Raw genomic sequence first — 21,478 nt, 5'->3', positions numbered from 1 at the left:
TCGGAGCGATACGTGACAAGGCTCAATGCGCGATACCGTGTGCGCGTTCGAGCAACAGCTCGCGCTCGCGCGCATTGCGCGTCATCCCGGCGGCGCGTTCGAATTCAGCGCGCGCTTCTTCCACACGTCCCAGCTTCGCCAGCAGATCGCCGCGCACGCTCGGCAGCCAGTGATAGTTCGCCAGCGCGGCGTCGCTTGCCAGCGCATCGACGATCTCCAGGCCGGCCGCCGGACCGAACGCCATGCCGACCGCCACCGCGCGGTTCAACTCGACCACGGGCGACGGCGCCACCTGCGCTAGCGCGTCATACAACGCGACAATCTGCACCCAGTCGGTATCGCTCGCCCGACGCGCACGGGCGTGACACGCGGCGAGCGCTGCCTGCAGCGCATACGGGCCGCTCGCGCCGCCTAGCGCATGCGCGCTGTTGAGCGCGGCCAGCCCGCGACGGATCAGCAGCGGATCCCAGCGGCTGCGATCCTGATCGAGCAGCAGCACCGGGCGCCCTTGCGCATCCGTGCGCGCATGCGTGCGCGAGGCCTGAATCTCCATCAGCGCGACGAGGCCGTGCACTTCGCTTTCGTCGGGCACCAGACCGCTCAGCACGCGGCCGAGTCGCAGCGCTTCCTCGCAGAGCGCCGGACGCATCCAGTCGTCGCCGGCCGTGGCCGAATAGCCTTCGTTGAAAATCAGATAGATGACCTGTAGCACCGAGGCGAGCCGCGGCGCGCGTGCGTCGGCCTGCGGCACCTCGAACGGCACCTTGGCCGCAGAGAGCGTGCGCTTGGCCCGCACGATACGCTGCGCGACGGTCGGCTCCGGCACCAGAAACGCGCGCGCGATTTCGTCCGTGGTGAGGCCGCCGAGCAGGCGCAGGGTAAGCGCGACACGCGCGTCGGTCGACAACACCGGGTGGCACGCGGTGAACACGAGCCGCAGCAGGTCGTCGCCGATATCGTCGGCGCGGGCGGCATCGAGGGCATCGACGAAATCGGGCACGAGGTGCGCCTCCAGCGCGTCGAGATCGTGGCCCAGCTCCTGACGCTTGCGGGCATGCAGCGCTTCCTGCCGCAAGCGGTCGAGCGCACGGTTCTTTGCGGTCGCCATCAGCCATGCTCCCGGGTTGTCGGGCACGCCCGCGTCGGGCCAATGTTCGAGCGCGGCCACCAGCGCGTCCTGCGCCAATTCCTCGGCGAGCCCGACGTCGCGCACGATCCGCGCGACGTGGGCGATGACCTTGGCGGACTCGATCCGCCAGACTGCCTCGATGGCACGGTGGGTGGCTGCCGTGGTCACGGCTTCAGCCCCTCGCTCTGGCATTCGGGTCCATGTAGATGAGCTCCCAGATGTGGCCGTCGATATCCTCGAAGCCGTGCCCATACATGAAGCCGTAGTCCTGCGGCGCGCGCGGTACGGTGCCGCCGGCGGCGAGCGCCTTGGCAACCAGTGCATCCACCTCCGCCCGGCTTTCGCACGACAATCCCACCAGTGCTTCCGTGCTCTCCTTCGGATCGCACAGCGACTTGCGAGTGAACGACTTGAACAGGTCCTTGACCAGCAGCATCGCGTAGATGTTATCGCCGAGAATCAGACAGGCCGCCTGTTCGTTCGTGAATTGCGGTTCGAAGCTCAAACCAATCGCGCTGAAGAAGGCTTTCGATCGTTCGAGATTGTCGACCGCGAGATTGACGTAGATCTGCTTATGCATGACGGAGTCCAATGATCGGTTGTGGACAGGGCGCGGCCGTATCGACGATCTCCATACGTGCCTTGGGTCGCTCGATGCGAAAACCGTCGCGCCGTGAGCATGATGAATCCCTTCGATAAAGCCGGCGCGGCGCGCGCTTTGCGTTTGAGCTTCAGCGCTTGCCGGCTTCCAGTTCGCGGAGCCGGTCCGACTCCGGGCCGGGTTCGAAGTCGTCGAATTCGAACAATTGACGCACTTCGATTTCGCCGTCCGCCTGCTCGCCGGAGGGCGCCGGAAAGCGCCGCGCCCACTCCATGGCTTCCTCACGCGAGCGCACCTGGATCAATGTGTAGCCGGCAATCAGTTCCCTGGTTTCTGGAAACGGCCCGTCGACCACCGAGCGCTTGCCGCCGCTGTAGCGAACGCGCCAGCCTTTCGAACTCGGTTGCAGGCCGGTGGCGTCGAGCAGTACGCCGGCTTTGGCCAGTTCTTCGTGGTACGCGCCCATCGCGGCCATCAGGGACGCTTCCGGCATCTCGCCGGCTTCGCTGGCAACGGTGGCTTTGACGAGGATCATGAATCGCATCGCCGCGACTCCTTATCGTTGTGAGAGGAAGAGCCGCGCCGTGGCTGGCTTCTTACTCACACGACGAGCAACACGCGGCCGGATCGACACCTTTGCCGATCCGCCAGGGAAAACCCCAAGACCACATGCTGTCGATGCGCGAATCGGCTAAAGGAAACAAGGTCCGAGCTTGCGGACTTCGACCGTGCACCACGTTGCAGCCGGGCAGGCTTGGGCAATCGCCAGGGCTTCTTCACGCGTTTCGCAATTCAGGAGGAAGAACCCGCCGACCATTTCCTTGGCTTCGGCGAACGGGCCGTCGAGCAGTTTCGGCTGACCGTCGCGCACCTGCACGCGCACGGCGTCGTTCAAGGAGGTGAGCGATTCGACGGCGACCAGTTTGCCGCGTTCTTTCAGATCGGAGGCGAAGCGGACCATCTGATCGTAGACTTCGCGGCCCGCGGCTTCACCGCGTTCAATCCGTTGATTCGGGGGTTCGACAATGAGCAGCATATAAGACATGGCGTCTCCGATTTTGATCGCGCCGCGGATGTGAACGCCCCGGAGGCGCCTGAACGCAAAACGCGCGTGCGGTGGGCTAGCGAAAGGCAGTCTAACAAGCATGAAAGCCTCCGGCAAACCTGATCCGGCGCCGATGCCGCGGCCAATTGGGCGTCTTACGGAGACTCGTAAATTCCGCACGCCATTGGGAAATTTCTATTGGGCAGCGCGATAACGCTACATTGAAGCATTTCGACGGCATAACGATTAGCGCCTTGCCTTGGTCTCTCGACACGACAGAATAAAAAAACGCCCCGTGGGGCGTTGGCGTTTCATTTGCGCGTATGAGAAAGGAGAAACGCGTGCGGCGGCTTACACCGTAGCTTCAGCAATCGCCTGCACCTGCGCGGACCTCATCAACCCTTCGATCATTCGCGCTTCGGCGCTCGCGATCTCGCTCAGCGATGCCACGGACAGTTGTCCGTCGAGAATCGCCAACGCCGTGCACAAGCGGGCGTATTCGCCGTCTTGCAGTGCCCACGCGCCTTCGTCGTGTTCGCGCATATCGAGCTGAACCATCGCGGCATGTGCGCTCTCGATGTCGGACAGAACGTCTTCGCCGAGGCCAAGGCGCGCAAGTTCTTGCGACACCAGCAAATGCCGGCTCAACGTCATATGCAGATTCCGCGAGCCGTGGCCGTGCCGGAATGCGTCGAGGGCGGTATAGCACTGCAGCAGCATCGCCGACGTAACCGGCTCATGAGCGGTGCGGCTATAGGTCAGCGCGCGCAACAACGGGGACATGGCCGACTGGTTGTGCTTGCGGACTCGCGATTTATTGGACATATCGGTTCAACCTCCTTCTCTAACTCTCGGCTTCGCCACCGAATTCTTCTGCTCCGGTGGCAAACGCCGCCGATACGCCGGCGGCTTGACAGGCCCTGATGTGAGTCTGTGAAGCCATCATGGCAAGCAACTATTAAGACAGACTTAAACGACTTCAAGTCTATTCGTATGCAGCATCTCACACTGCGCCACCGGCCGGTTGCTCGATTCCGCCAAAAGCGTGGCGCGCAGCGCAACGTTGAAATATCGGTTCGAACTTGCCAATTGCAAGTCGCGTGGCGTGTCACGACGAAAAAAAACCCTGTTCCCGCGAGGGAACAGGGTCTGACAGGATGGAACAGTCGTACTCGCGCGTGGATGCTCGCCGACCTATACCCACCGCAAACTCGCAAAGCTGTTGTTACTTGAACTGCATCTGCTAAAACCGTGTTGCTTGAACTACCACGACAAATAAAACCGTGCTGCCGATACTGCTGCTGCAAAAAACATTCGTTTCGGAACTGCTCACTGCAATTACAGCCGGGTCCTTCGCCTTCAACATCGCCTGACTGCAACCCCCTGCTGATTCACGCGCAAACTACATGGATCGCGCGCCGTTTGCATTGCTTCTACTAACTACTGCTTTACTGCCCTGCCGCATTCGACAAGCGCGGCAAACTGCCATCAACGGTACGGTTCAAAACAACGCGGGGGGAAGACCGCGTCGATGGGGCTCGGTGAGTTGTCGCTCCATGGAAAGCAGTGTATTCCGGCGGGTGCGAATGCAATTGGACGAAGCGAAGGGATTTGGCAGGCCAGTTTGGCGAATCGGTGTAACTGGCCGGTTTCGTCAGAAGTGAGCGCCGCGCAGCACACGCTGCGACAGCGGAACATGCGGTTATCGACTGAGCGGGCTCTTTGTCGACGAGTTCGACCGCACAGCCGAAAAACGCGCCGATCGGAACCGCAATGACGGGAGCGACGGCACTGCCGCCGTCACCGTCGCTCGCTGATCTTCTTTGAGCATGTGGGCTTGCAAGACGCGCGGCGTGATCCCGTCAACCGCGCGCGGCGAAATCGCTGATCGTCAGCAGCACTTTTTCGCCCGGACGCGCCAGCAGTTTTCTTTCCGCCACAGCGGTGATGCGTTTGCGGCCGTCAGCGAACGTCTTCAGCACGCGTTCCTCGCCGGCGTCGCGTTGCAACCAGAAATGCTGTTCCAGGGCCTCACGCGTAACGGCGCATTCGAGGTCCCGGCCTCGCGTCGAAAGCTGGAAAATCACCGCGCGTCCGTCCGCCGAGACGCTTGGTTCAAACTCGATAATCTCCATGGCCCACCTCGCAAAGTTCGTTAAACCGCTCGCCGTGTTGAACGAACGACACCGAAAAAATCTGAATACAGATGCGAAACACTCGTCGAGTTCTTTCAACCGATCAATGAACGCTATCGCTCCACGGCAGCGTTCACTGTGCGTTCGACCACCGTCGAATGGACTGAAGCGTGCGCGCCCGGCCAGCGCGGACGTTTCGCGCGGAACTCGTGCAGCAACGCATTCAACCCCTCGGTCATGGCTTGCGTGCCGCGCCGCGCGCCTCGCGACGCGGACGACAGCGCGAACCAGGAATGCGGCGGCCGAAGCTCGTGACACGTACCGCGCGCATCGGCAAAGCGCAGACAGCCGGTATCGGGATAAAAGACGAGCGTGATCGCCTCGGCGTCGACGCCGTGCGTGACCGTATGTGGTTTCGTATTCAGCATTTTCGTTGTCATGCCAGTTGGCGTCGTTCCTCGGCGGTTCGACGTTCGAACCCCCACGCGCCAGCAATTCGCGAGTGAGGCAAAAGCAAAGCGCATGCCAACGGGCGCCAAACACGTCGCACGAACCGTGGCGAGCGCGACGCGAACAGCCGGCAACGTGCCGCCAGTAAGCCGTAAACGCCGACGGCGCCTGAAACGACGCGCGCGGCAGCGCACGAATCCGTCGCAGCGCGGACGCCGCAACGACGGCATCCGCATGACCGGGGCATAGCAACCTCGAGAGGCGCAACATAGCTGCGTGGTAAAAAAGCGCTGCTGGCGCGACAATTCACGTCCATTCTTACTGGCCGCCGGTTCGCCGGAAACGTTACCAACATGTCCGTTGAGGAACCTGTCTTCACCCTGCGCCCCGCACTGAACTCAGACGAGGCCTTTCTATTCGAGCTGCGCAAGGCGACCATGACGGAGCATCTCGCGCGCGTCGGCGAGCCGTCCGACGACACCGAGCATCGCGCTCGTCTGCTGCATCGGTATGACACGGCACGCGTGATTTGCATCGACGGCGTGCCCGCCGGTTTGCTTAAAGCGTATCGCGCCGACACCGAGTGGGTCGTCGTGCAATTGCAGATCGAGCCGGCGCTGCAGCGGCGCGGTATCGGCGAACGCGCGCTGCACACGGTGTTGCGCGCCGCGCAGGCCGACGCGTTGCCGGTCACCCTCAAGGTGCTCAAAGGCAATCCCGCACAGCGCCTGTATGAGCGCCTCGGCTTCGAGATCGTCGGCCAAGATGAGAGACAGTTTCACATGAGGCGCGCGCCGCGCGCGTCGGCGGAAATTGAAGCAGAATGAATGTCGGATAAAGACTGACACGCACCGGACCTGTTATGACCTTTCGCGACACCTCCGCCATCACAAGCTGGCACGCCCACGTGTATTTCGACGCGGGCAGCCGCGACGCCGCATGGACCTTCCGCGAGCAGATCGACGCACACTGGGGCGACGCACTGCAACTGGGCCGCTTTCACGAACGCCCGGTTGGGCCGCATCCCATGTGGTCGTATCAGCTCGCGTTCACGCAGGCTCAGTTCGCCGACGTGGTCGGCTGGCTCACGCTGAATCACGGCGCGCTGGATATCTTCCTGCACCCCAATACGGGCGATGCGCTACGCGATCATCGCGACGCCGCCGTATGGATCGGCCATTCGCACGAACTGGTGCTGAGCGCGTTGAATTGACCGCCGTGAATGCGGCGCGCGGTGAACCGGATCGCGCACCGCCTCTTGCCGTTCACATATTCGAGTACGAACTGCACCAGCCGAGCGCCGCGACCTGCTTGTCGCCGAACAGCGTGCACCCGCCGTATGCGTCGTTGGCTTTGCCCTGAAACAGCGAGCAGTTGGCACAGCTTTGTCCGGCGGCGTAGCCCGGAAACTTCGCTTTGTCGACCTTGGACGCATCCTCTTTATAGCCGACGGCCTGCGCCTTCGGATCGGATTCGCTGAGTCTGTTCGCGGTGTCGGCGAAAGCGGCGCGCGTGAGCATGAGCGCAGAGCCCGCGCTCACGCCGAGCAGCAGAAAATGGCGACGCGATGTTTTCATATGGGTCCGATGGAAAGTGGGGACTTGCCTCGATCGCGATCAAGCGCCGTCAATCGAGAAATCGCGTGAACCGTTCGACTGGTTCGCGCTCGGTGCGTAACGTGTTGACCAAAGCGTTTTCGTCGGCAAAGCCGAGTGACATGCCGCACACCAGTTGCTCTTCAGGCGGCAAGCCGAGTTGCTCGGCAATCACCCGATGAAACGGCGTAAAGGCAGCTTGCGGACACGTATCGAGACCTCGCCCGCGCGCGGCCGTCATGATCGCCTGCAGGAACATGCCGTAGTCCAGCCAGCTGCCGCGCCCCATCACCCGGTCGATGGTAAAGAACAAGCCCACCGGTGCGCCGAAGAACCGATAGTTTTGCGCATGCTGCTCGTGCATGCGCGCCTTGTCGCCTTTTTCGATGCCAAGCAAACCGTACAGATCCCAGCCAATTTTGCGGCGCCGGTCGATGTACGGCGACACCCACCGATTCGGATAGTACGGATACTCTTCCTGGTACAGCGCGTCGCGTCGCGGGTGGTCGTAAGCGTCGAGCAAGGCCTGCGAGAGACGCGCCAGCGACTCCCCCGTCACCACGCAGACCTTCCACGGCTGCGTATTGGTGCTCGACGGTGCGCGGCTGGCGGCTTCGAGAATGGCTTCGATATCGGCGCGCGGCACCGGCGTGGGCAGAAAGGCGCGAATCGAGCGCCGCGTGACGAGTGCGGCGTCGACGTCGTTGGCGGGAGTGGTCATCGGCGAATTCCGGTGGAACCAGCAATTATGGCGGTCTCCAGGAATTCTAGCGCGAGCACGCACTTTCGCGCTGGCGCGCCGGCAACGCCGGCCGCGCGCAGCGCGGTTTAGCGCACGGGCGTTTTCAGCGCATCGATGAGATCGAGCAGATCGTAGGGCTTGCGCAGCAGGATCGCGTGCGGCAAGACTGCGCGCTGCGCCGGCGTCAGCACGAGGTCGTAGCCGGTCAGAAAGATCACGCGCAGGTCAGGCCGCTCGCGACACACGTCGAGCGCGAGATCGATGCCCGACTTGCCCGCCAGCCCCACGTCGGTCAGCATCACGCTGATCGTGTGTTCGCTGAGAATCTGCCTGGCGTCAGGCTCGCCTTCGGCTTCCAGAATGTCGAAGTCGAAGGTGCGCAGCAATTCGGCCGTGCTCACACGAATCAGCTCGTCGTCTTCCACCAGCAGAATCCGCGGCCGCGTCTGAGTGACGAAACTATCGGCGCTATCCGGCATCATGGGCGGATCGATCTCCAGAAGATGCTGCTCGGCCTCGGCGATTTCCACCGCCCGCGGATTCTGCGCTTGCAGCACGTAGCGCACTTTGCGCGCCAACGCTTCGTGCGTATACGGCTTGCTGAGCAATTCGATACCTTCATCCAGCCGCCCTGAATGCACGATCGCGTTATCCGTGTAGCCCGACGTGAACAGCACCGCGATCGACGGCAATCGCTCGCGCGCCTTGCGGGCGAGTTCGGTGCTGCGCAATGGGCCGGGCATCACCACATCGGTAAACAGCATGTCGATCGGCACGCCGCTTTCCACGATCGCCAGCGCGCTTTGCGCGTCTTTCGCCTTCAGCACGCGGTAGCCGAGATCGGAGAGCATTTCGACCACGGTCGTGCGCACTTCCTCGTCGTCCTCGACCGCGAGAATGGTTTCCGTGCCGCCCTTGGCGGGACCGGCTTCGATATTCGTTTCGAGGTCTTCTTCCTGGCGCACCCGCGGCAGATAGATGCGAATCGTGGTGCCGTGACCCTCTTCGCTGTAGATCTTCACATGGCCGCCGGACTGCTTGACGAAGCCATACACCATGCTCAAGCCGAGGCCCGTGCCCTGGCCTTCGGGCTTGGTCGTGAAGAACGGTTCGAACACGCGCTCGCGCACTTCCGGCGACATGCCGAGGCCCGTGTCGGTAACCGCCAGCATCACGTACTGGCCCGGCGTGACCTCCGCGTTGCGTTTGGCGTAGGCGTCGTCGAGCGCGGCGTTGCCGGCTTCGATCGTGAGCTTGCCGTGGCCGTTCATGGCGTCGCGCGCGTTGATCGCCAGATTCAGCAGCGCGTTCTCGACCTGGAACGGATCGACCAGCGTATTCCACAAGCCGCCCGACACGATCGTTTCGATTTCGACGCCGTCGCCGAGCGCGCGCCTCAGCATGTCGTCGAGACCGCGCACGAAGCGGCCGAGATTGACGACCTTCGGCGCGAGCGGCTGACGCCGCCCGAACGCGAGCAGTTGCGAGGCGAGGTTCGCACCCCGCGCGACGCCCGCCAGTGCATTGCGCACACGCTGCTCGGGCTTCTCCGAACCGGCGACGTCTTTCGCCAGCAGTTGCAGATTGCCGCCGATCACTTGCAGCAGGTTGTTGAAGTCGTGCGCGACGCCGCCCGTGAGCTTGCCGATCGCTTCCATCTTTTGCGCCATGCGCAGCGCTTCTTCGGCGTGCCGCAGCGCTTCGGTGGTTTCCTTGTCGGCGGTGACGTCGCGGCCCACGCCGTGAATGCGCGCGGTGTCCGGATCGAGCGCGAGCGTCCACGCGACCCAACGCCATGTGCCGTCGATCCGCCTGAAGCGGTTTTCGTAGCGCACCGGCACGCCCGTTCTACGCAGTTCAGCAAGATGCGTGCGGACAGTCTCGACATCGTCCGGGTGAACCAGATCGACATAGGAACGCGACATCAGCCAGTGCATGTCGTGACCGAGCGCCGTGCTCCACGATGGACTCACACGCTGCAGGCCGCCTTCGATGTCGGCGACCACCAGCAGATCCTCGCTCAACTCCCATAAACGATCACGGTCCGCCACCGTTTCGATCACGCGGCGCTCCAGCGTTTCGTTCAGATCGCGCAACGCGCTTTGCGCCTTGGTGCGCTCGGCGATTTCGATTTGCGCCGCCTGATACAAGCGCGCGTTGTCGATGGCAATCGCCGCCTGCGCGGCGATGCCGGCCACGATCCGCTCGGCGCGCTCAGTGAACACGCCGGGCTCCGGGTGGCCGAAGAACAGGCCGCCGACTACCGTACCGCTGCGCGACTGCACCGGCGCGGCCAGATAGCTGCGCACCTTCAGATGACCCTCCGGCATGCCACGATGCGGCGCGTTGTGGCCATAGCGCGGATCCAGCGTGATGTCGTCGACGCGGACGATGCCTTCGCCCTGAAACGTGGGCGCGAACACCGCCGTGTTGCGCGGCATGGGAAACTGCTCGAACGCCTCCTTCGGCACGCCGGACAGCGTGTAGAGCATGTAACTGCCGCCCTTCTGGTCGAGCACGTTATAGAAGAACGAGCCGAACGCGGCGCCGGTCAGTTCGGTGGCCGCGTCCGTGACGATCTGCACCGCGCGGCTCAGGTCGAGTTCGGCCGCGACCGTCGAGCCGACACGATTGAGAATCTCCAGCGTGCGCGATTCCTCGCGCAGCTTCATTTCGGTCTCGCGACGCAAGCGCGCGAGTTGCAGGTTGCCCGACACGCGGGCCAGCAGTTCGCGCGCGGAAAAGGGCTTGGTCAGATAGTCGTCGGCGCCGTGCTCGATACCGTCGACGCGCGCTTCCTCACCCGCGCGGGCCGACAGCATCAGCACCGGCGTGTCGCGCAAATCCGGATCGGCGCGCAGTGCGCGCAGCAGGCCGAAGCCGTCGAGCCGCGGCATCATCACGTCGGAGAGCACGAGATCGGGCGGTTCGGCGCGCGCGGCTTCGAGCGCCGCCTGACCGTCGGTGGCAAGCCGCACGTCGTGGCCCGCCGCCCGCAAGATGCGGCTCATGTACTCACGCAGATCCGCATTGTCGTCGACGACCAGCAGCCGCGCGGCGGCGGCCGGCGCTGCCTCCGACGTTTCGCTGGCCGGCGCTGCGCCGGTCGACGGGGCATCGAGTATTTCGTTCTCCGGACTCCAGCGCAACGCGGCATCGACATAGCTGCGCGCGTGCCTGCTCATGGACGCATGCACGGCTTCGTCCTCGGCTTGGGACAGCACGGCGCCGCGCGGCAGCGAAACGGTAAAGCACGCACCTTCGCCGAGCACACTGTCCACCCGCACCGTGCCGCCGTGCAGCTTCACCAGTTCCTGCACCATGGCGAGCCCGATGCCGCTGCCTTCCACCGAGCGGCCCGGTGCGCCCGCCACGCGGTGAAAGCGCTCGAAAAGACGCGGCACTTCTTCTTCCGCGACGCCGATGCCGCTATCCGTGACGCTGACCTCGACGCCGCCGCCTTCGTCAGTGCGAACCGCGACGCGGATCGTGCCGAAGAACGTGAACTTGTACGCGTTCGACAGCAGGTTCACCACGACTTTTTCCCACATCTCGCGGTCGATCTGCACGATCACGGGCGTAGCCGGAACGTCAACTTCGAGACGCAGGCCGGCCGCCTCGATCGCGGACTGAAACAGCGACGCTAGCTCGGCCGTGAAGGAAGCGATGTCGGTGGGCTGCGTGTGAATCTCGATGCGCCCCGCCTCGATCCGCGAGAAATCCAGCAACGCGTTGACGAGCTTCAGCAGGCGCAAACCGTTGCGATGCGTGATCTCGATCAGCGCACGGTCTTCGATATCGCTGCGTGTCTGCGCGTTATCACCGCTCGCGGCCGGCTGCGGCCTGGCGAGCAGTTCTTCGAGCGGGCCGAGCATCAGCGTCAACGGCGTGCGGAATTCGTGGCTGATGTTGGAGAAGAACGTGGTCTTCGCGCGGTCGACTTCGGCCAGCGCTTCCGCGCGCCGCCGCTCTTCTTCATATGCCTGCGCGTAGCCGATCGCCGCGCCGATCTGTCCGGCGACGAGGTTCAGGAAGCTGCGGTAAGCGTCGTCGACGAGACGGCAAGGATTCAGGCCGGCAATCAGCAAGACTGTTTGCGTCGACTCGCCGCCGGCCGACACCGGCAGGATGACTGCCTGCTCCGGCGCGAGATGCCACGGACCGCTCGGCAACGCGGTGCCGAAACGCTGCGTCAAGTCGCGCACGGTCTGCGGCGCCTGGTTCTGGAGGACGTCGGCGATCGGCCAGAGCGATTCGCCGACGCGCATTGTCTGCGGCGCCGCCGGATGGCCCGGCTCGATGCCGCACGAGCCGACCAGCGTGACCGTGTCGCTGCCGGGTTCGGCTGCATAGAGCAAGGCGAAGGGCAGGTCTTGCGGATTCGCTCGCAACGCGCGCGCGCTGAGTTCGCATGCTTCGCGCCAATCGCGGCCGTCCGGACTGGCCGCCGCCAGCTCCTTCAGCAGCGCCAGTTGCCGTTCGCCGACCACCTGCGCCGTGTCGTCGCTGTTGGCGCAGATGATGCCGCCCGGTTCGCCATCCTCGGCGGGAATCGGGCTGTACGAGAAGGTGTAATACGTCTCCTCAGGAAAGCCATTGCGCTCCATGATGAGCAGCTTCTGTTCGACGAAAGTACCCTCGGCGCCCGCCAGCGCCGTATCAAGAAGCGGCTCGATGTCGGACCAGATTTCCCGCCACACGACGCGGGTCGGTTGACCGAGCGCGACCGGATGCTTCCCGCCGATGATCGACTTGTACGGGTCGTTGTAAAAATAGAGCAGCTCGTCGCCCCAGCCGATCCAGATCGGCTGACGCGAGGTGAGCATGATGCGGATCGCGATCTTCAGGCCTTGTGGCCAGGTGTCGGGCGCGCCGAGTGCTGTCTGCGTCCAGTCGTAGGCGCGGATCAGCGCTCCCAGCTCGCCGCCACCGGCAAGAAAGGACGGCGCGGCGACGCCGGCGGGCGGTGCGTCCGACATGAAGCGGTCCGGCTGTTTCAACGCGATCTCCTCGACACGGCGGGTCGTATTCGTGCGGGCCGCTGTTGCAAAAGCGGTGCCCGATACGATGGATGGCTAACGATCACCCCGCAATTGATGTAGCGCGATTCTCGCACGTAGCGGTGTGCCGGAGGAAGGTGAGACGACGCGCCGAAACCGCAAGCAGCGGGCTTTTCGCGGCGCGGCACTGAGCGTTATGCGGAGGATTGGGCGGCGACGAAGGTACGCCGCGAAATGAAACCGAAATGCAGGTAAAACGTACCTTGACGCAGTGTGTGCGGAGAGGCAATTTTCCCGATCGCCATGCCTTCGCCGTGCGACCAGGTTTCTTCGATCACTGCGGGCTTGCAGTGTCTTTAAAGCAGGCCCACACACACCGCGGCGACGATCGAGCCCAGCACCAACACCGCGCCGATGGTCTTGCGTTTGTTCAACTCCGTCCACAGCAGAACGCCGGTGAGCGACAGCAAGATGATGCTGCCTGCGAGCGTATCGATCAGCAGCACCCAGCCGACGCTCAGACCCACGCCCTTGTGCAGGTTCGTTAGCATGGCGAGAAATGTGTTCTCGCTGCGCTTGACCGTCACATAGCCGTTACCCACCCAGTACTCGGCGGAGGTGTTCTCATGCGGCGACGCGAAGTTGAGTTGCCAATGCTCCGGCTGGACGACGCTACGCTCGCCCCATGCCACCGGATGAGCCGGCTCTTTCTGCACGCGCCCAGGCGTGCCCGCCAGTTTCAGTTCTTGCTTGAGCCACTTGCCCAGCTCGCGCGGCGTTTCCGGCGCGGGCTGCGGCAACGGCACTTGCAGCAGCGCTACTTGCGGCTCGCCGGTCGATACTTTGAGCGGCCCGCCGCGATGGTTCAGCAGGAACCCCGTGGTGCCGAACAGCAAACCCAGCGCCGCGCCCCACAAGCCGATCCAGCCATGCACCTTGCGCAGCCATTTGACGAAGGTGGCGCGGCGCGAACGCTGCTGCCGCGCTTTCAATTCGTCGTTGTCCAGCCGCTGCGGCTCTCGCGTCGTCCGGTCGATGCCCGCGGGCGATTGAATGTCGATTGCCTCGGGTACGCTCACGTTTCACTCCAGGTCCGCAACAGATTGTGATAGATGCCGACGAGGCTGCGGCGCGCGGTATCGTCGGCGTTGCTGGCGTTCAGCCGTTGAATCGCCGTGTCCATGTCGAACAGCATTGCGCGCTGCGTATCGCTGCGCACGAGGCTTTGCACCCAGAAGAAACTCGCGATTCGCGCGCCGCGCGTGACCGGCGTGACCTGATGCAAACTCGTCGCCGGATAGACGATCATGTCGCCGGCCGGCAGTTTGACCTGCTGCACGCCATACGTGTCTTCGATCACGAGTTCGCCGCCGTCGTAGTCGGCGGGGTCGGAAATGAACAGCGTCACCGAGACGTCGGTGCGCAGCTTCACACCGTTGGGCAGCACGCGCACGGCGCCGTCGACGTGACTGCCGAACTGCATGCCGCCTTCGTAACGATTGAACAGCGGCGGATACACCTGATTCGGCAACACCGCGCTGATGAACAGCGGGTTGCGTTCGATCGACGCGAGAATCACGTCGCCGAGTTCACGCGCAACCGGCGTGTGTTCGGCGATCTGCTGATTACGCTTGACCGGCGCGCCCTGATAGCCGGCGGTCGCGCGGCCGTCCACCCAGGCATCGCCGGCCTGGTCCAGCCGCTCGCGCACGAGCCGCAACTGCTCGGCGTTCAGTACGTTCGGTATGTGCAGCAACATGGTGTTTCCTTTTTGCGTCGGCTTGCCGTCTTCGAGAACGGCAAGCCTAACGCATCGGTTCAACGCGTATCAAAAGCGGTAGTCGAACGTCGCCAGCAACGTGCGTCCGATACCCGGCACGGAACGGCCGCCGTCGGACTGAATCAGCGCGTCGTAGTAGTACTTGTTGGTCATGTTCAGCAGGTTCAGGCGCACATCGTATTTCTTCGCGTGGTACGCAGCGGTCGCATCCCAGCGCGTGTAGCCCGGCACCTGCACGTAGTTGGTATTCGACGCATAGCGCGGCGACATATACGTCGGACCGCCGCCGATTTCCCAGTGCGGCGTGATCGCGTAGGTGGTCCAGAAGGTCAGCGTGTTGCGCGGCGTGTTGGCCGGCACGTGCCCTTGCGTACCGTCGCGCGCCTTCAGGATGATGGCGTCCATATAGGTGTAGCCGCCGAACACCTGCCACTTGTCGGTAATGTGGCCCGTCACGCCGGCCTGGAATCCGTCGACGCGAATGTCGCCGTCGAGTTCGTATTCGGTCGGCGAGACCTGCGTGCGCGCGTTGGTCTTTTCTTCGCGGAAGAATGACGACGTCACTGAGAGATTGCCGCCGAGCAGATCCCATTTGCCGCCGACTTCGTACGACTTGGTCGACTCGGGCGCGAGGTTCTGCGTGAGGTTGGTCACCGTCAGCGCTTCGAGCGACGGATTGAACGACGTGCCGTACGACACGTAGTACGACTGCCAGTCGGTCGGCTGATAAATTACCCCGGCGCGTACGCTGGTGAAGAAGTTGGTCTGCGTCGCGTAGCCCGGCAGGCTGATCGTGTTGTGGATCTGCGCCTGGAAGCGATCCCAACGCAAACCGCCAATCACCTTCCACTGCTGGCCGATCGACACGGTGTCGTTCACGTACGCGCCAATTTCGTTCGAGCCCGAATCGGCGTGGTTGCCGACCGTGGTGGTCACGCCGGCGGGATTGGACAGATACGCCGGGTTCACCATCGTCACGACCGGCAAGTTGTTGCGGGTGTACGCCTGGTTCGAATAGCTGTCATGGCCGAGGTCGACACCGGCGATCAGGTCGTGCTTGATCGGGCCGGTAACGAACTTGTACTGGAGCATCGTGTCGTTGTAGAGCGAGTGGTTCTCGATCACACGGTCATGGCTCTGCAACTTGATGAACAGTTGCGACGGCGAGAGCGTCGTGAAATTGCCGTTGGTCAACGCGGTGCTGCTGGCGAGCGGCCCCGTCAACACCGCTTGCGGCGCGGTTTCGCGCGCATCGGTCATCGAGTGCGAGAACTGCGTCTGGTTCGTCAGGATCAGGTTGTCCGAGAACTTGTGCTTGACCGCGGCGGTGACCGTTTGCACGTCCTGGATCGTGCGGTCGGTGGTCAAGCCGTAGAACGTGTTCTTCGGCACCGGCGACGGGCGGCCGTTCAACGCCTGCACGCCGTAGTCCGGCATGTCGTAGTTGTGCTGGATCAGCGCGGAGATCGTCACTTCGGTCGGTGTGCCGATGCCGAAGCGCACTTCCGGCGCGATACCGTAGTCCTTGTTCTTCATCGCATCGCGCGTCGAACCGAGGCTTTGGCCGAAGGCGTTCAGGCGAATCGCCGAGGTATCCGTCAGCTTATGGTTCACGTCGACCGTGCTGCGATATTTCGCGTCAGTGCCGATCATGCCCGTGACTTCCGCCGAGTCGTGCAGGTTCGCTTTCTTGCTGACCTGGTTGATCACGCCGCCCGTCGATCCGCGACCGAACAGCATCGACGACGGACCATACAGCACTTCGAGTTCTTCGAGGTCGAAGGTGTCGCGATAGTACGGGTTGCGATCGCGGAAGCCGTCGAGGTAGATGTCGTTCTGCGCGGTGAAGCCGCGCAGGTTGATGTTGTTGCCGATCTGGCCGCCTTCAGCCGCGCCGATCGTTACGCCCGGCGCATTGCGCAGCGCGTCCTGGAACGAAGTGGCGCCTTGCGATTGCAGCACGGCCTTGTTGATGACGGTGACGGTTTGCGGAATGTCGCGCAGCGCCGTGGGCGTCTTTGCACCGACCGTCGCGCGCTCCGCCTGGAAGTCCTGCTGTTCAGCTTGAGCCGCGACGCCGATGGTGGGCAAGCTGCCGGTGTCGGCTGCGACGGTCGTCGTTGTCGTCGTTGTCGTCGCATTAGCATTCGCGGCCGCCGGCTGCAAAGTGGTTTGCGGAGCAGTCTGCGCGACCGCCGGAGTCGCAAAAGGAACGGCAAAAGCTAACGCTAACGCTGTCGCGAGCGGCGTGTGGTTGAACATGGGAATTCCCGTCGGAGATGCGTTTGCCGGATTCGCATGGCTGAGATGGAATCGACGGCAAAGTCGCAATTGGCTGGCTGCCGTTCTCGTGTGCAGAGCACCGACGTCGGGATGGCTGGCTGCTGGTTAAATGAGAATCGCTATCATTCCATACGCATAAAATCGCATCAATCGCGCCGCCGCTTACCCCTAGTAACAGAATTGTTTCTGTTTTTTACGAATGAAGGCTATTTGTAATTTTCAGCCCTGTCCGCACGCCGGTTCATTACGTGTTTGTAATATCAAGGCCTTTGAAAGGAAAGACTTTCGGCGTCGGGAGTAAAAAAGACGCCGGCAGAAAGCTTTCAACCAAATAACAACCAGCCGTGACTGGGGCCGACGCCCAATCCCGACTCCGTTTATCCTTTTTGCAACACTGCCTATCGAACTGTTTCGTTCATCCCCGGAGTTGATCATGCAATACCGCAAGTTCGGCCGCACCGGCCTGACCGTATCGCGCCTGTGCCTCGGCACGATGACCTTTGGCCTGCAAACTGAAGAAGACGTCTCGCATCGCATTCTCGACACGGCGGCGGATGCCGGCGTGAACTTTATCGACACGGCCGACGTGTATCCGCTCGGCGGCACGGAAGATGTTGCCGGCCGCACGGAGGAGATCGTAGGGCGCTGGCTGAAGGGCAAGCGCGAGCGCTTCATTCTGGCGACGAAAGCAGTAGGCAAGATGGGGCCGTCGGCATGGGATCAAGGCGCGTCGCGCAAACATCTGCTGAATGCGATCGACGCCTCGTTGCAACGCCTCGGCACGGATTACGTGGACCTCTACCAACTCCATTCCGACGACGCGAATACGCCGCTCGACGAAACGCTCGAGGCGCTCGATGTGATCGTTCGCTCAGGCAAGGCGCGCTATATCGGCGTATCGAACTTCCTCGCGTATCGGCTGGCGCGCGCGCTGGGCCGCGCCGATGTGCTGCGCGTGGCGCGCTTCGTCTCCGTGCAGCCTCGCTATAACCTGCTGTTCCGCCAGATCGAGCGCGAATTGTTGCCGCTCGCCGCCGAAGAGCAATTGGCGGTGATGCCGTACAACCCGCTCGCGGGCGGCCTGCTGACGGGCAAGCATCAACTGGACGCGGCGCCCGCGTCCGGCCGCTTCACCGAAACTGTCGGCAAGGCCGGCGCGATGTATCAGCAACGGTACTGGCACAAACGCGAGTTCGAGACGATCGAGCAATTGAAAGCGATCGTTGCGCCGACCGGCGAATCGTTGACGCGGGTTTCGCTTGCCTGGGTGCTGGCGAATCCGCTCGTCACGTCGGCGATTATCGGCGCGAGCCGCGTCGAGCAATTGAGCGACACGCTCGCGGCGTCCGAACTCGTGCTCGATGAGCAGATCAAGACGCAGCTCGACGAAGCGAGCCTGGAATATCGCTGGGGTGACGCGGCGCGGTAAGCTCATGCGCGGCGGGCGAAGGCCGCTGCGTTTATCGCCCGTAACGCAGCACCGTGCTGGTCGCCGCAATCACGTGATCCTTGATCGCGGCAAGCAACGCATCCCTCGTCAAACCGGGCGACAGCGCGTCCGGCGGCAGATCGAGCGCATAGACTTGCGCGACGTAGTGATGCGGATTGTCCCCGACCGGGGGACATGGACCGCGATACCCGATGCCTCCGGTCTGATTCGCACCCGAGACGCTGCCGGGCGGCTGGCTGCCGCCGGCCCCGAGCGAGGTCGTCGACGGTGCTACGCCATATAGCACCCAGTGCACGACGCCCAAACCCTTCGCGCCGTCCGGGTCGAACAGTGTCACGGCATAACTCTTCGTGCCGGCAGGCGCGTTCCGCCATTGCAGAGCCGGCGATACATTACCGCCGCCGCAGTTGTTCGCGCTCCCCGCGTGGCTCGAATCCAGCGTGCCGCCATCGGCCGTTCCCGGCGACGACACCATGAAGACTTCCGCCGCGCGGACATGCACCGCGGCAAGCGCCAACGCGGCAGACACGCCGACCGGTAACAGGCGTCGTACGACGCGTAAACGATTGCTGCCAATCCTCATTTCCGACTCCAGCCAGGGTTCAGCGACGGTCCAACATCACTTGAAGCGGCCCGTCCGCTCATTCGCTTCCGGCAGTTGCCGCGTCTCGCGCACGGATCTCGGATGCCATAAACGCGCGCCGCCTTCGATACCCGCATCGTTCGAAACGGTGGCGACATTCGCCGGCAGATCGAACGTGAGGCGTGCCGCATTGCCGCCGCCGATCCACAGCTTGTCGTAGTTCACGAGCGCACTCAGAATCCCGATCACCTTCTCAACGCGCCGGTTCCAGCGTTTATTCCCGGCTTTTTCACGCGCCGCGTCGCCGATGTATTCGTCGTACGCCACGCCCTTCTTGCTAACCGGATGATGGGCGAGTTCCAGATGCGGCATCAACTCGCCGTCGCGGAACATTGCCGTGCCCGCACCGGTGCCGAGCGTCAGCACGAATTCGAGGCCATGGCCTTCGATCGCGGCGAAGCCCTGCATCTCGGCGTCGTTGATCATGCGCACCGGCAGGCCGCCCAAACGTTGCGCCAGCGAGTCGGCGAGCGGGATGTCGTGCCAGCCTTCCACGCCGAAGTGCGGCGCCGTCAGAATGCGGTTGTTGCGCACCACGCCGGGAAAGCCGATCGACATCAGCGTCGGCGGTTCCTGTTCGACGAGCGGCGCAACCAGTTTCGCCAGTGCGTCCACGAGTTGATCCGGCGTGCACGGATGCGGCGTCGCTATCCGCAAGCGCTCGGTTTTCATGTTGCCGTCCGCGTCGATAATCGCGGCCTTCAAACCCGTGCCGCCGACGTCGATCGCCAGTATCCGCTCGGTGCTGATGGTCGCTTTCGGCTTATTGGATGGCTTACTCGACGGCTTACTTGACGCCTTACTGGACGGTTTAAACGCCGCCTTCGTCGGCGCTTTGCTCGCCGTCTTCCCCGGCGCCTTTGTCGCCGTCTTGCGTGTCGTCTTGCGTGTCACCACGGTGTCCCCCGATTGTGTTGGTGCGACTCGTCGTTGAATTACTTCTTCTGCACAGCATCCCGTTTCAACGGCCGCCATGCGTTGCCGTCGCGCGCCAATAGCGCGTCGGCTTCCGCGGGGCCTTCGCTGCCCGCTGCATGGCCATGCACCGGCACCGCGCCGCCGGTTTTTGGATGCAGCACGTCGTCGACCGCGCACCAGCTCGTTTCGATGCTGTCGGCCCGCTGGAACAGCGTCTCGTCGCCGAGCATGCAGTCGTAGAGCAGGGTTTCATAGCCGACGTTCGCGCGTTCCGCGAAGAAGTCGCCATAGTCGAACGACGACTGCACGGCGCCGATCTGCATGACCGGCCCCGGCGTTTTCACATTGAAGTCGAAGCTTGTGCCGTGCGCCGGATCGATGCGCAAGGTCAGCACGTTCGGCGTGAGCGCGTCGACGGGCGTGTCGCGAAACAGGCGGAACGGCACCGGTTTCAACTGCACCGAGATTTCCGTGCGGCGCGCCGCCAGCCGTTTGCCGGTGCGCAAATAGAACGGCACGCCGGCCCAGCGCCAGTTCTCGACGAACACGCGCGCCGCGGCGTAGGTTTCCGTCGTGCTGCCCGGCGCGACATCCGGCTCCTCGCGATAGCCGACACCGGCCGGGCCCTTTTCGTATTGACCGAACACCACGTCGTCCGGCGTCAGCGGCTTGATCGCGTCGAAGATTTCGGCCTTCTTGTCGCGCACGGCTTCGGCATCGAACGAATTGGGCGGTTCCATGGCGACCATGCCGAGCAACTGGAACAGATGGTTCGGCAGCATGTCGCGGAACGCGCCGGTCTGTTCGTAGAACTTGCCGCGCCCTTCCACGCCGATGGTTTCCGCCGCCGTGATCTGGACGCTGTCGATATATTCGCGCCGCCACACCGGTTCGAACAGCGCGTTGGCGAAGCGCACCGCGAGAATGCTCTGCACGGTGTCCTTACCGAGAAAGTGATCGATGCGATACACCTGATCTTCTTTTGCATACGACAGGATGTGCGCGTTCAGATCTTTTGCGGAAGCGAGATCGGTGCCGAAAGGTTTCTCGATCACGATGCGGCGGAAGCCGCCGCCCTCGCCTTCTTTCAGCAGACCCGCCTTGCCGAGATGTTCGACGATCGGTTTGAAGAAGCGCGAGCTGACCGCGAGATAGAAGATCACGTTGCCGCCCGGCGTCTGTTCGAGCTGTTGCTTAAGCTTCGTGAAAGTGTCGTCGGTTTCGAATTCGCCGGCCATGTATTCGAGGCGTTGCGCGACCCAGTCCCACGCCTTGTCGTCGAGCTTGCCGGCGTGGAAGGTGCTGGCTTTGTCGGCGGCGAACTGTTCGAGCGACTTGTGCAGATCTTCGCGCCACACGCTCGTCTCGCGCTCGCCGTGATTCACGCCGATGATTTTCATTCCATCGTCGAGCAGGCCATCCACGGCGAGGTTGTACAGCGCCGGCATCAGCAGCCGCTTGGTCAGGTCGCCGCCGGCACCGAAGATCACCAGCGTGCACGGCGGTGCCGGCCGCTTGCCGGGCGGCGAGGCCGGCGCTTCCTGCGGGCTCGCGCTGACTTTGCAGCTCGGTGGTTGACTGGCGGCGGGACGCTCGGCTGTTGGAATATTCGGTGTAGTCGACATGGGATTCACTTTTGGAAACCTATGGAACGGACGTGGTGGTACATGAAAGACCACGCTTGAACCCACACAGTTCAAAAACGGC

At 63.2% G+C, this 21,478-nt stretch carries 21 protein-coding genes; 4 read left to right on the top strand and 17 right to left on the bottom strand.

What is annotated here, in order from left to right; all coding sequences use genetic code 11:
* Positions 1-22: 22 nt before the first annotated feature.
* From B0G81_RS03110 to B0G81_RS03080, 7 genes are all read right to left on the bottom strand, one after another.
* The gene (locus tag B0G81_RS03110) at positions 23-1,297 is read right to left on the bottom strand and encodes an RNA polymerase sigma factor (RefSeq protein ID WP_116122848.1); all 1,275 of its coding nucleotides are present in this window, start codon (positions 1,295-1,297) and stop codon (positions 23-25) included.
* A gap of 4 nt (positions 1,298-1,301) precedes the next feature.
* Positions 1,302-1,709 (bottom strand): VOC family protein, encoded by a 408-nt coding sequence (locus tag B0G81_RS03105; RefSeq protein ID WP_106279025.1) that lies wholly within the window; start codon positions 1,707-1,709, stop codon positions 1,302-1,304.
* Between the two features lie 151 nt (positions 1,710-1,860).
* Positions 1,861-2,274, bottom strand: a complete 414-nt coding sequence (locus B0G81_RS03100; RefSeq protein WP_134133484.1) for a YciI family protein — start codon at positions 2,272-2,274, stop codon at positions 1,861-1,863.
* A gap of 147 nt (positions 2,275-2,421) precedes the next feature.
* The gene (locus B0G81_RS03095) at positions 2,422-2,775 is read right to left on the bottom strand and encodes a YciI family protein (protein ID WP_116123891.1); all 354 of its coding nucleotides are present in this window, start codon (positions 2,773-2,775) and stop codon (positions 2,422-2,424) included.
* Positions 2,776-3,126: 351 nt separating this feature from the next.
* Positions 3,127-3,600, bottom strand: a complete 474-nt coding sequence (locus tag B0G81_RS03090; protein ID WP_116122845.1) for a hypothetical protein — start codon at positions 3,598-3,600, stop codon at positions 3,127-3,129.
* Positions 3,601-4,637: 1,037 nt separating this feature from the next.
* Positions 4,638-4,910 carry a DUF1488 domain-containing protein gene (locus B0G81_RS03085; RefSeq protein WP_106279033.1) on the bottom strand — a complete coding sequence of 91 codons (273 nt, stop codon included), beginning with the start codon at positions 4,908-4,910 and terminating at the stop codon, positions 4,638-4,640.
* A 113-nt stretch (positions 4,911-5,023) separates the two neighbouring features.
* A complete protein-coding gene (locus B0G81_RS03080) occupies positions 5,024-5,338 on the bottom strand; it encodes a hypothetical protein (protein ID WP_134133483.1) in 315 nt (104 codons plus the stop codon).
* A gap of 375 nt (positions 5,339-5,713) precedes the next feature.
* Between B0G81_RS03080 and B0G81_RS03075 the strand changes: the two genes are divergently transcribed.
* Together B0G81_RS03075 and B0G81_RS03070 are read left to right on the top strand one after the other, a co-directional pair.
* Entirely contained in the window at positions 5,714-6,187 is a 474-nt protein-coding gene (locus tag B0G81_RS03075) for a GNAT family N-acetyltransferase (protein WP_134133482.1), read from the top strand.
* A gap of 35 nt (positions 6,188-6,222) precedes the next feature.
* Entirely contained in the window at positions 6,223-6,573 is a 351-nt protein-coding gene (locus B0G81_RS03070) for a DOPA 4,5-dioxygenase family protein (protein WP_116146505.1), read from the top strand.
* 52 nt (positions 6,574-6,625) lie between these two features.
* On the opposite strand, the gene B0G81_RS03065 is transcribed toward B0G81_RS03070, so the two are convergent.
* From B0G81_RS03065 to B0G81_RS03040, 7 genes are all read right to left on the bottom strand, one after another.
* The gene (locus B0G81_RS03065) at positions 6,626-6,937 is read right to left on the bottom strand and encodes a high-potential iron-sulfur protein (protein ID WP_116122841.1); all 312 of its coding nucleotides are present in this window, start codon (positions 6,935-6,937) and stop codon (positions 6,626-6,628) included.
* 49 nt (positions 6,938-6,986) lie between these two features.
* Positions 6,987-7,676, bottom strand: coding sequence for a nitroreductase (locus B0G81_RS03060; RefSeq protein WP_134133481.1), 690 nt, complete (start codon positions 7,674-7,676; stop codon positions 6,987-6,989).
* Positions 7,677-7,783: 107 nt separating this feature from the next.
* A complete protein-coding gene (locus B0G81_RS03055) occupies positions 7,784-12,676 on the bottom strand; it encodes a response regulator (protein ID WP_134142977.1) in 4,893 nt (1,630 codons plus the stop codon).
* A gap of 215 nt (positions 12,677-12,891) precedes the next feature.
* Complete coding sequence (locus B0G81_RS43465) at positions 12,892-13,035, bottom strand: hypothetical protein (protein ID WP_166678919.1); 144 nt, start codon at positions 13,033-13,035, stop codon at positions 12,892-12,894.
* A gap of 18 nt (positions 13,036-13,053) precedes the next feature.
* Complete coding sequence (locus B0G81_RS03050; protein ID WP_134133480.1) at positions 13,054-13,776, bottom strand: PepSY-associated TM helix domain-containing protein; 723 nt, start codon at positions 13,774-13,776, stop codon at positions 13,054-13,056.
* Entirely contained in the window at positions 13,773-14,456 is a 684-nt protein-coding gene (locus B0G81_RS03045) for a Fe2+-dependent dioxygenase (RefSeq protein ID WP_106279046.1), read from the bottom strand. Before B0G81_RS03045 ends, B0G81_RS03050 begins: the two co-directional genes overlap by 4 nt.
* 69 nt (positions 14,457-14,525) lie before the next feature.
* On the bottom strand, positions 14,526-16,739 hold the full coding sequence (locus tag B0G81_RS03040) for a TonB-dependent siderophore receptor (RefSeq protein ID WP_134133479.1): 2,214 nt from the start codon (positions 16,737-16,739) through the stop codon (positions 14,526-14,528).
* Between the two features lie 454 nt (positions 16,740-17,193).
* Here B0G81_RS03040 and B0G81_RS03035 point away from each other — a divergent pair, with 454 nt between their 5' ends.
* The gene (locus B0G81_RS03035) at positions 17,194-18,189 is read left to right on the top strand and encodes an aldo/keto reductase (RefSeq protein WP_134133478.1); all 996 of its coding nucleotides are present in this window, start codon (positions 17,194-17,196) and stop codon (positions 18,187-18,189) included.
* Positions 18,190-18,220: 31 nt separating this feature from the next.
* Here the strand turns inward: B0G81_RS03035 and B0G81_RS03030 are convergent, their stop codons facing one another.
* Both B0G81_RS03030 and B0G81_RS03025 read right to left on the bottom strand, forming a co-directional pair.
* Positions 18,221-18,793 (bottom strand): YbhB/YbcL family Raf kinase inhibitor-like protein, encoded by a 573-nt coding sequence (locus B0G81_RS03030; protein ID WP_134133477.1) that lies wholly within the window; start codon positions 18,791-18,793, stop codon positions 18,221-18,223.
* Between the two features lie 36 nt (positions 18,794-18,829).
* Positions 18,830-19,603 (bottom strand): ROK family protein, encoded by a 774-nt coding sequence (locus B0G81_RS03025; RefSeq protein ID WP_134142976.1) that lies wholly within the window; start codon positions 19,601-19,603, stop codon positions 18,830-18,832.
* Between B0G81_RS03025 and B0G81_RS43460 the strand changes: the two genes are divergently transcribed.
* A complete protein-coding gene (locus B0G81_RS43460) occupies positions 19,524-19,787 on the top strand; it encodes a hypothetical protein (RefSeq protein WP_166678900.1) in 264 nt (87 codons plus the stop codon). The genes B0G81_RS03025 and B0G81_RS43460 overlap by 80 nt on opposite strands.
* Before the next feature lies 1 nt (position 19,788).
* Here the strand turns inward: B0G81_RS43460 and zwf are convergent, their stop codons facing one another.
* On the bottom strand, positions 19,789-21,396 hold the full coding sequence (gene zwf, locus B0G81_RS03020) for a glucose-6-phosphate dehydrogenase (protein ID WP_134133476.1): 1,608 nt from the start codon (positions 21,394-21,396) through the stop codon (positions 19,789-19,791).
* Positions 21,397-21,478: the final 82 nt, after the last annotated feature.

The organism is Paraburkholderia sp. BL6665CI2N2, assembly GCF_004366535.1.
Classification (GTDB): Bacteria; Pseudomonadota; Gammaproteobacteria; order Burkholderiales; family Burkholderiaceae; genus Paraburkholderia.
This window is presented reverse-complemented; position numbering and strand designations above follow the sequence as displayed.